Source organism: Teichococcus deserti, assembly GCF_001982615.1.
Taxonomy (GTDB): Bacteria; Pseudomonadota; Alphaproteobacteria; order Acetobacterales; family Acetobacteraceae; genus Pseudoroseomonas; species Pseudoroseomonas deserti.
Genome location: NZ_MLCO01000241.1, coordinates 1 through 9,058 on the forward strand (window position 1 = coordinate 1; position 9,058 = coordinate 9,058).

The window sequence follows — 9,058 nt, forward strand, 5'->3', positions numbered from 1 at the left end:
CTCGTCCCGGGTGCGGGCCAGGGCGGCGGTCAAAGCCGGGTTGTTCGCCGCCTCCACCAGCCGCTGCGCCGAGGCCCAGGCATGGTCGATGCGGCCGGCGAAGGCCAGGCCCTGCGCCACGCGGGCGGCATCGACGGCGCCGCCGGCCAGCCAGTTTTTGATCAGCAGGCTGCGGGCGCCGGCCTCCTCGCGCACGGCCATGGCCTGGCGGGCGGTCTGGGTCAGCAGGGCGACGGCGGGGGCGGCCTCGCTGATGCGGGCCTCGGCGGCGCGGGCGACGCTGTCGACCAGGCCGGTGCCCTCGCTGCGCAGCGCCAGGATGGCGGCGACCAGTGGCGCGTCGGCCTGGCCCGGGGTGCGGGCAGCGGATTCGGCGACCCGGCGGCGGATCTGGCCGAGGGCGCGCAGCGTCTCGTCGATCGGGCGGGTGTCGAGCCCTTCCTCGGCCAGGCCGGCGCGGGCGGCGTTCAGCGCCGCGTCGGTGGCGCGGGCGGCGGCGGCCAGCTCGGCCTCCAGCGCGCGGCCGGTGCGGGCGCTGGCGCTGAGCACGCCGGATTCGACGGCGATCGCCGTATAGGCGCGCAGCGCGTCGGAGACGACGCCGGTGGAGACCGTCGCGCGCTCCGCCTTCTGCCACAGGGTCCAGGCGCGGCTGGCCTGCCAGGTCAGCCCGGCGGCGCCGGGCAGGGCGATGACGGCGAAGGCCGCCAGCAGCAGCGTGCGGATGCGCATGAAAGGGTTCCCGGATGCGACAGCGTCTTTGCAGAGGGACTTGCCGGGAATTCATTAATCGAAGCTGAATCCTTGCTGCGTTGCAGCTTAATGGCACGCAGTGCGTGTCATCCGGGCAAGTCTTTGCGGAAGAAAGCGATCGCGGCCATAGCACGGAAAAAATCGCACGATGGTTCCATCCGGGCAGCAAAAATGATGAATCGATAGCGGATCATTCTGGCCGAGGAGCCCGCCCATGACCGATGACGAGATCGCCGCCGCCGCCCGGCAGAAGGGCATCGACAGCTTCATGGCCACCTTCGGCCGGGTGCCGGAGAACTTCCGCCTGATGGAGCGGCACGCCCCGGGCGCCTTCGCCGGCTATGCGCTGATGCGCGACTTCGTCATGCGCGGCCCGGCGGCCGGCGGCGCGCTCGACCTGAAGACCAAGGAGCTGATCTTTGCTTTGCTCGACACCGTCGTCGGGCAGACCAACGGCGCAAAGAACCATGCGGCGGCGGCGGTGAAGGCCGGGCTGACCCTGCCGGAACTGGCCGAGGGGCTGGTGCAGACCGTCATGGTCGGCGGCATCACCTGCTGGAACCTGACCGGCGCCGAGGTGCTGCGGCACTGCGAGACCTTGGGGGAGACGGTGGTGGACGAACGGAAAACGCCCGGGGGAGAGGCTCCCCCGGGCGGCGCGGCCGGCTAGCGTTTCGTGAGGGTGCCGGCCGTGTCGGGTCAGCCGCCGAAGCTGCTGGCACCGGCGCTGTTGCCGACGACGATCGACAGCGGCGCGTGGCGGCTGGTGGTGGCGGCGACGCTGGCCGGCCGCTCGCTGGGGCTGGCCGAGTTGCCGACCACCAGCGGCAGGCCCTGATCGCGGCTCTGGGTCACCGGCATGGAATAGGCGAAGGGGCTGCCGGTGGCCGAGGCGTTGTTGGTGTTCTCCAGCAGGTCGCGGGCCTGGGAGAGGCTCGGGGCCAGCGCCAGGCCGGCGGCGAGCATCAGGGCGGGGAGGGCGGCGATGCGGGTCATGATGGTGGTCCTTGTCTTCGTGTCTCAGGGTGGCGGGGGTGCCCCGCCGTCTGAGAGGAAGATGGACCACATTCCCATCGATCGGAAACTCTGATGGGTGATGCCGGCCATCACCTGGGGTGATGATCCGGCCCCGATCCGCCTACGCCGCGCGGATCTCGCCCAGGAAGCGTTCCACCGAGCGGTCCAGCTGCTGCATCTCGCCGCCCAGCGCGCTGCTGGCGGCGCCGACATCGCCGGCGACGGCGCGGCCGGCATCGGCCGAATGGCGCATCTGCTGCATCAGCTCGTTGACCAGGCGGTTGCCGGCGGCGGCCTGCTGGATGCTGCGGGCGATCTCCTGCGTCGCGCTGCCCTGCTGCTCCACCGCGGCGGCGATGGCCTGGGCCACCGTGCCCATCTGCCCGACCGTGCCGGCGATCTCCTGGATCGAGCTGACGGCGCGGCCGGTGGCCTGCTGCATCTGGCCGATCTGGGCGCGGATATCCTCGGTCGCCCGCGCCGTCTGGCTGGCCAGGTTCTTCACCTCGGAGGCCACGACCGCAAAGCCCTTGCCGGCCTCGCCGGCGCGGGCGGCCTCGATGGTGGCGTTCAGCGCGAGAAGATTGGTCTGGCCGGCGATGCCGTTGATCAGCATCACCACCTCGCCGATCTTGCCGGCGGCCTCGGCCAGGGCCTGGACCACGCCGTCGGTCTGCCGCGCATGCTCCACCGCGCGGTCGGCGATGCCGGCGGATTCGGCGACCTGGCGCGAGATCTCCTGGATCGAGGCGCTGAGCTCCTCGGTCGCGGCGGCGACCGTCGCGACATTCTCCCCCGCCTCCCGCGCCGCGCGGCTGGCGCCGTCGGCATCGCTGGTCGAGCGGTCGGCGGCCCCGGCCATGACCTGCACCGCGCCTTCCAGCTGGCGGGTGGCCTGGGCGGCGCCGGCGGTCACCCCCTGCACGTCGCGGGCGAAGGCGGCGCCCAGCTGGTCCAGCACGGCGCGGCGGGCGGCCTGCTCGGCGGCGGCATAGGTCTCCAGCAGCAGCTCCAGATCCATCCAGGCGGCATCGGTGATCGCCTTCTCCAGCGCCGCCTGGGCGCGGATGCGGCGCGCGGCGAGCAGGCCGGAGGGCGAGCCCGCCGCCTGCCGCAGCGCCTGGCAGACGCCGCGGGCGACGGTCGCGTGGCAGATGGTGACGGCGAAGGCTGGCACCTGGCGGGAATACAGCGCCTCGGCCAGGCGGCGGGCGGAAGCCTCGTAGCCCTCGCCGAACTCGCCGCTGATCACCCGCGTCCAATGCGCCAGCCGGGGCCCGTGCACCGCCGGCTCCTGCAGGGCGGCGTGAATCTCCGGCCAGGGGCGGAAGGCGTCGTGCAGCCGCTCCAGCAGGGCGGGCAGTTCGGCGCGGGCGAAGCCGGCCTGCTGCCGCAGCAGCGCCACCGCCTCGGCGGTCAGGTCGAAGGCACGCTCACGCTTCTGCTGGGCGGTGTCGTTCAGGCCGGGCATGGGAGGGGAACCTCTGGATCCAGGGGCGGAATGGTCAGGCCCGAGCAATCGCCCTGCTTTGTTGCCGCTTTGCTTATGCTTGGATCAAAACGCTGTCAGAGTTGCCACTCTGGCGCTTATTCAAGACAAAGCAACAATTTGACGGGGCGGGCGATCGCGGGGGGCTGCGCCGCGCCGATGAGATGGCGCGCCGGCGGGCAGGCCGGGCGCGGGCAGCGGAACCGCCGGCAGCGAAAAGCCTGGGCGTGGCCGGAAGTTGCATGGCCATCGCCGTGGCCGCGGCCCAGAATGCCGGCATGACCGTCACCATCCTGCACAATCCGCGCTGCGGCACCTCGCGCAGCACGCTGGCCCTGCTGCGCGAGGCCGGCCTCGCGCCCGTGGTCGTCGAATACCTGAAGACCCCGCTGGATGCCGCGGCGCTGACCGCGCTGGTGGCGCGCCTCGGCATCCCGGCGCGCGACCTGCTGCGCGCCAAGGAGCCGGCCTTCGCCGGGCTCGGCCTGGGCGACCCGGCGGGCCTGCCCGACGCCGCCGCGATCGCCGCCATGGCGCAGCATCCGATCCTGATGAACCGCCCGGTGGTGATCACCGAGAAGGGCGCCCGCCTGTGCCGCCCGCCGGAGACCGTGCGGGAGATCCTGCCCGGCTGACGCCATCGCCCAGCCTGGCTAAGCTGCGGCCCGAACCGCTCCCGGGCCGCCGCCATGACCGCCACTGCCGCCGACGACCGTGCCCTGCAGGAGGCCGCGCCCTGGTGGCGCCCGGCGGCCGGCCAGCGCCTGCTGATCCGGGGCGGCGCCCGGCTGCAGGGCCGCTACCCGATCAGCGGCGCCAAGAATGCCGCCCTGCCGCTGATGGTGGCGGTGCTGCTGACGCCGCATCTGGTGACCTTGCGCAACCTGCCGGCCAGCCTGGATGTCGCGGTGCTGGCCGGGCTGCTGCAGCGGCTCGGCGTCGGCCTGTCCTGGTCCGCCGGCGCGCGTGGCCTGGTGCTCACCGCCTGCGCCGACCGGCTGCGGCCGGAGGCGATCGAGGCGGGGCTGGTGGCGCGGATGCGCGCCTCGGTGCTGCTGCTGGGGGCACTGCTCGGCCGCTGCGGCCAGGCCCGGCTGCCGCTGCCGGGCGGCGACGCCATCGGGCTGCGCGGCATCGACTTCCACCTGGACGGGCTGCGCGCCATGGGCGCCACCATCACCCTGGACCAGGGCGTGATCGAGGCCCGCGCGCCGCAGGGCCTCACCGGCGCCGACATCCGGCTGCCCTTCCCCTCGGTCGGCGCCACCGAGAACCTGATGCTGGCGGCCGTGCTGGCGCGCAGCACCACGACGCTGCGCAACGCCGCCCGCGAGCCGGAGATTGCCGACCTGGCCCGCTGCCTGATCGGCATGGGCGCGGCGATCGAGGGGCTGGAGACCGACACGCTGGTGATCGCGGGCGGGCGGGCGCTGGTCGGCGCCCAGCATGCGGTGATGCCGGACCGGATCGAGCTCGGCACGCTGGCCTGCGCCGCCGCCGCCACCGATGGCGAGCTGCTTCTCGAAGGCGGCGACCTTGCGGCCCTGGCCGCGGCAGGGCCGGCGCTGCAGGCCGCCGGCGTGGAGATGGAAGCCGGGGCCGAGGGCGTCGTCGCCCGGCGCGCGGCGGGGGGGCTGCAGGGCATCGATGTCCGCACCGCGCCGTTCCCGGGCTTCGCCACCGACCTGCAATCGCCGGTGATGGCGCTGCTGACCCGCGCCCGCGGCGCCAGCGCGGTGACCGAGGCGATCTTCGAGCAGCGCTTCCGCCATGTCGACGAGCTGCGCCGCATGGGGGCGCGCATCGCGCTGCGCGGCCAGACCGCCTGGATCCGCGGCGTGCCGAAGCTCACCGGCGCGCGGCTGCTGGCCACCGACGTCCGCGCCGGCGCCGCCCTGGTGCTGGCCGCGCTCGCCGCCGAGGGCGACAGCCTGCTGGAGGGCCTCGACCATCTCGACCGCGGCTATGACGGCATGGTCGCCAAACTTTCCGGCTGCGGCGCTGCGCTGCGACGCGGGGATTTCTGAAGGGCGCTGGGCAACCCTGCCCCGGGATGCGAGCTTGAGCCTGCGGGGGCGTCGCAGCGGCGCCCCCTCCGTCCGCATGCTCGAGACAGGACCTGCGCCATGGCCAAGCCCGCCAAGACCCCGAAGCCGCCCTCCGACGAGGCAATCCGCGACCGTGCCCATGCCTTGTGGGAGAAGGCCGGCCGGCCGCATGGCAACGACCATGGCCACTGGCACCAGGCCCGCACCGAGCTGGAGGCCGAGTCCCGGGAGCTCGACGAGCAGCTGGAAGACAGCTTCCCGGCCAGCGACCCGCCGTCGCTGACCGATCCGAGCAAGGGGCCGAAGACCGACCTGGCGCCGAAGAAGAAGGCCGCCGCAGCGCCGAAGCCCGCCGCCGCCGAGGCCGCATCCGCCAAGGCGGCGAAGCCGGCGGCCGAGAAGAAGCCGGCCGCCGCCAAGGCCGAGAAGCCCGCCGCGAAGCCGGCGGCGAAGGACAAGACCGAGAAGAAGCCGGCGGCGAAGAAGAAGGGCTGAGGCCTTGCCGGGCAGGGCGCGGCGATGCGACGCCCGCCCGATCCTTTGGCCGGACCTTTTGGAGCGTGACGCCATGATCCGACGCCTTTGCGCCACCCTCGCCGTGTTGCTGCTGGCCTCGCCGGTTCTGGCGCAGACCCGCGTCGGCGAGGTCAGCACGACCTTCCGCCTGGTCGGCCCGAACGACAAGGTGGTGGTCGAGCGCTATGACGACCCGCGGGTCGCCAATGTCTCCTGCTATGTCTCGCGCGCCGATACCGGCGGGCTGTCGGGCTGGGTGGGCTTGGCCGAGGACCCGTCGCGCTTCAGCATCGCCTGCCGCGCCACCGGGCCGGTCTCGGCGCCGGCCGGGCTGCCGCAGACGGAATCGGTGTTCCGCCAGAGCAGCTCGGCGCTGTTCAAGGCGCTGACGGTGACCCGCATCCATGACCGCGACAAGAACGTGCTGGTCTATCTGGTGACCAGCACGAAGATCGTCGACGGCTCGCCCTTCAACAGCGTCACCGCGGTGCCGCTGGCGGAGAACCGCTGATCGTGTGATCGCCTGAGGCGGACTCGCCGAAAGGCGTGAATCACACGATCCGCTAAGCCTCAGGCGAACTCCTTCTCGTAGGCGTAGAGGCCCGGCGCGCCGCCGGTCATCAGGAACAGCAGCCGGCTGCCCGGCTTCCAGCGCCCGCCGCGCAGGTCGGCCAGCAGCCCGGCGAAGGCTTTTCCGCTGTACACCGGGTCGAGCAGCAGGCCCTCGGTGCGGGCCACCAGCTCCAGCGCCTCGACCATGGCCGGCATCGGCATGCCATAGGCCGGGCCGCGGGCGCTGAACTGCACGTCGATCACGGCCGGGTCCAGCCTCGCCGCCGGGTCCAGCATGGCCAGCGTCGCCGCCGCCTTCTCGGCGACCAGATCGACTGCCTTCTCCACCGGATGCAGCACGGTATAGGCGCGGATCGTCCGCGGATCGCGCCCCAGCGCCGCCCAGCCGGCGGTCAGCCCGGCCTGCGTCCCCGTGCTGCCGCAGGGCAGCAGGAGCTGGTCGAAGCCGAAGCCCAGCGACTTTTCCTGGTCCGCGATCTCGAAGGCGCAGTCGGCATAGCCCAGGCAGCCCACCGGCGAGGACCCGCCCGAGCCGACCAGATAGGGCTTCTGCCCCTCGGCCGTCAGCCGCTCGGCCAGCGCCGTCGCATGCTCGATGGCCTCGATGCCCTCGGGGGCGATGACCACCTCGGCGCCCAGGATGCGGTCCAGCAGCATGTTGCCGTTGCGCTGATAGGCCGCGTCGCCGCGCGGCACGTTGCGTCCCAGCACCAGCGTCACCGGCAGGCCGATCCGGTTGCAGGCGGCCGCCGACAGCCGCGCATGGTTCGACTGCAGCCCGCCCACCGTGATGAAGCGGTCGGCCCCCTGCGCCTCCGCATCGGCCAGCAGGAACTCCAGCTTGCGCAGCTTGTTGCCGCCGCCGCCCAGCCCCATCAGGTCGTCGCGCTTCACATGGATCTCGACCTGCCCGCCCAGCGCGGCCTCCAGCCGGGGCAGACGCTGGATGGGCGTCGGACCCTCGAGCAGCGACAGGCGCGGGAAGGCAGCAAGCAGCGGATGCGACATCGGGCGAGGCTCTCAGACCGTGGGCTGGCAGTAGCGCGCTGTCTTCGGCGGATGACAAGGGGAGAGACAACGGGGGAAAGGCGACAAGGAAAGGCTGGGGGAATGAATTCCCCCAGACCCCCATCTTCTTTCTGATCACCGGCCGTGGGGGAGCCTGCGCCTCGCCACCAGGGGTACCAGGGCATCAGGGCGGGAGGCTGTTTTGATGCATCTTGCTGGCAGGTCGCGCTGCCGCTGGGCCGCTCCGACCGCTGCCGCCACCTGGACATGGTCATCAGACAGGAAGAAGAACGGGCGCGGCGCACTGCGCCGCGGGGGAATTCATTCTCCTGGCCCGTCCCTGCCTTTCCTTCAGCCCCTGACGGCGACGAACCCGCGCCGCCGCCATTCCGGCGTCGGACGCGGCGTGGGAGGGCGTTCCTGCAGCGCCAGCAGCATCATGATCCAGAACACCGTCTGCAGGTCCGGGTTCAGCAGGGCGCTTTCGCTGTAGTTCAGGATCAGCAGGATCACCAGCTGCAGCAGCATCCACATGCCGCGGCGGCGGGGGCCGCGGAACAGGGCCATGCCGGCATAGAGGGCGGTGCCGAGGGCCATGGCGATGACCAGGGCGGCGCCGATCCAGCCGAGCTGCAGCAGCACTTCCAGATAGCCGCTATGCGCCGTCGGGACTTCCCACTGGACCGCGGCCCAGATGGCGTTCACGCCCGGCGAGCCGATGATCCAGAAGGCCGAATAGCCGTAGCCGAGCAGGGGGCGGTCGCCGATCGCCTCCCAGACCCCGGCCCAGATATAGACGCGGCCGGTGAGGGAGGAATCCTTGCCGAGGATCTCGAAGAGGCCCTCGCTGCCGATGGCGGCGTAGATCAGCGGCGCGATGACGGCGGCCAGGGCCAGGGCCAGCCAGATCGCCGCCATCCAGAAGCCGCCGCGGTCCAGCCAGAGGAAGGCGACGGTGGCCGCCGCCGTCATCATGGTCAGCAGCAGCGAGGTGGTGGAGCGCGACAGCACCAGCATCACCAGCAGCGCCAGCAGGATGGCGCCGTCGGTCCAGCGCAGGCGCTTGCGCTCCAGCACCAGGTAGGACAGCGCCATCGCCCCGCCGAGCAGCGCCATGCCGAAGCCGTTCTTCTGCACGAAGACACCGCGGATGGCGTTGGCATAGTCGCCGGTGTCGAAGCCGATCTGCGGGCGCAGCACGACCTCGCCCAGGCTGGCGACGACGATGAACAGCACGGTGCCCAGGATCAGCCGCATCATCCGGGTGATGCCGAAGGCGGCGACGCCGGAGGCGACGAACAGCATCATGGTGATGAAGGCGAGCGACCGCCGGAACGAATTGGCCGGCGACTGCGACCACAGGCTGGAGGCCATCATCATCGCCACCAGCACCAGGAAGGGCCAGAAGCGCAGCGCCAGCCGGGCGCTCTGCCGCCAGTGGAAGGCCGTGGCGACCAGGCTGCCGGCCAGGATGACCAGCTGGAACAGCGTGTTCAGCGGATCGACATTGCCCAGATTCTCGGTGGGGTCATTCGCGTTCAGCGCAATGCGGGCGCCGGCATAAAGAAAAATGCCGATGCAGATCAGCACGGCATGGGCCAGCGGCGGCCATGGCGTGCCGGGCGCGGGGCCGGCACGGAACGCTGCCGTCGCG

At 72.1% G+C, this 9,058-nt stretch carries 10 protein-coding genes; 5 read left to right on the plus strand and 5 right to left on the minus strand.

Annotated elements, in window-relative coordinates; genetic code table 11:
* A partial coding sequence (locus BKE38_RS22015) for a hypothetical protein (RefSeq protein WP_207553640.1) occupies positions 1-732 on the minus strand: 732 nt, incomplete at its 3' end.
* A 235-nt stretch (positions 733-967) separates the two neighbouring features.
* Here BKE38_RS22015 and BKE38_RS22020 point away from each other — a divergent pair.
* Positions 968-1,423 (plus strand): carboxymuconolactone decarboxylase family protein, encoded by a 456-nt coding sequence (locus BKE38_RS22020; protein ID WP_076959387.1) that lies wholly within the window; start codon positions 968-970, stop codon positions 1,421-1,423.
* Between the two features lie 29 nt (positions 1,424-1,452).
* Here BKE38_RS22020 and BKE38_RS22025 read toward each other — a convergent pair whose 3' ends face one another.
* Together BKE38_RS22025 and BKE38_RS22030 are read right to left on the minus strand one after the other, a co-directional pair.
* Positions 1,453-1,749 (minus strand): hypothetical protein, encoded by a 297-nt coding sequence (locus tag BKE38_RS22025; protein WP_076959388.1) that lies wholly within the window; start codon positions 1,747-1,749, stop codon positions 1,453-1,455.
* Positions 1,750-1,891: 142 nt separating this feature from the next.
* Positions 1,892-3,241, minus strand: a complete 1,350-nt coding sequence (locus BKE38_RS22030; protein ID WP_076959389.1) for a globin-coupled sensor protein — start codon at positions 3,239-3,241, stop codon at positions 1,892-1,894.
* Positions 3,242-3,501: 260 nt separating this feature from the next.
* Between BKE38_RS22030 and arsC the strand changes: the two genes are divergently transcribed.
* From arsC to BKE38_RS22050, 4 genes are all read left to right on the plus strand, one after another.
* Positions 3,502-3,894, plus strand: a complete 393-nt coding sequence (arsC, locus tag BKE38_RS22035) for an arsenate reductase (glutaredoxin) (RefSeq protein ID WP_242662540.1) — start codon at positions 3,502-3,504, stop codon at positions 3,892-3,894.
* A 54-nt stretch (positions 3,895-3,948) separates the two neighbouring features.
* On the plus strand, positions 3,949-5,286 hold the full coding sequence (gene murA, locus BKE38_RS22040) for a UDP-N-acetylglucosamine 1-carboxyvinyltransferase (protein WP_083747768.1): 1,338 nt from the start codon (positions 3,949-3,951) through the stop codon (positions 5,284-5,286).
* 99 nt (positions 5,287-5,385) lie between these two features.
* Positions 5,386-5,802 (plus strand): DUF2934 domain-containing protein, encoded by a 417-nt coding sequence (locus BKE38_RS22045; protein ID WP_076959390.1) that lies wholly within the window; start codon positions 5,386-5,388, stop codon positions 5,800-5,802.
* Positions 5,803-5,875: 73 nt separating this feature from the next.
* On the plus strand, positions 5,876-6,334 hold the full coding sequence (locus tag BKE38_RS22050) for a CreA family protein (RefSeq protein ID WP_083747769.1): 459 nt from the start codon (positions 5,876-5,878) through the stop codon (positions 6,332-6,334).
* Positions 6,335-6,393: 59 nt separating this feature from the next.
* On the opposite strand, the gene BKE38_RS22055 is transcribed toward BKE38_RS22050, so the two are convergent.
* Positions 6,394-7,404 (minus strand): D-cysteine desulfhydrase family protein, encoded by a 1,011-nt coding sequence (locus tag BKE38_RS22055; RefSeq protein WP_076959391.1) that lies wholly within the window; start codon positions 7,402-7,404, stop codon positions 6,394-6,396.
* Between the two features lie 351 nt (positions 7,405-7,755).
* Positions 7,756-9,058 (minus strand): O-antigen ligase family protein (locus BKE38_RS22060; protein ID WP_131829681.1); only part of this gene is annotated, 1,303 nt, incomplete at its 5' end.

Bases quoted from the DNA above. Each gene is read 5' to 3' on its own strand.
- BKE38_RS22020 (WP_076959387.1), top strand. From the start codon at position 968: ATGACCGATGACGAGATCGCCGCCGCCGCCCGGCAGAAGGGCATCGAC.
- BKE38_RS22025 (WP_076959388.1), bottom strand. From the start codon at position 1,749: ATGACCCGCATCGCCGCCCTCCCCGCCCTGATGCTCGCCGCCGGCCTG.
- BKE38_RS22030 (WP_076959389.1), bottom strand. From the start codon at position 3,241: ATGCCCGGCCTGAACGACACCGCCCAGCAGAAGCGTGAGCGTGCCTTC.
- arsC (WP_242662540.1), top strand. From the start codon at position 3,502: ATGGCCATCGCCGTGGCCGCGGCCCAGAATGCCGGCATGACCGTCACC.
- murA (WP_083747768.1), top strand. From the start codon at position 3,949: ATGACCGCCACTGCCGCCGACGACCGTGCCCTGCAGGAGGCCGCGCCC.
- BKE38_RS22045 (WP_076959390.1), top strand. From the start codon at position 5,386: ATGGCCAAGCCCGCCAAGACCCCGAAGCCGCCCTCCGACGAGGCAATC.
- BKE38_RS22050 (WP_083747769.1), top strand. From the start codon at position 5,876: ATGATCCGACGCCTTTGCGCCACCCTCGCCGTGTTGCTGCTGGCCTCG.
- BKE38_RS22055 (WP_076959391.1), bottom strand. From the start codon at position 7,404: ATGTCGCATCCGCTGCTTGCTGCCTTCCCGCGCCTGTCGCTGCTCGAG.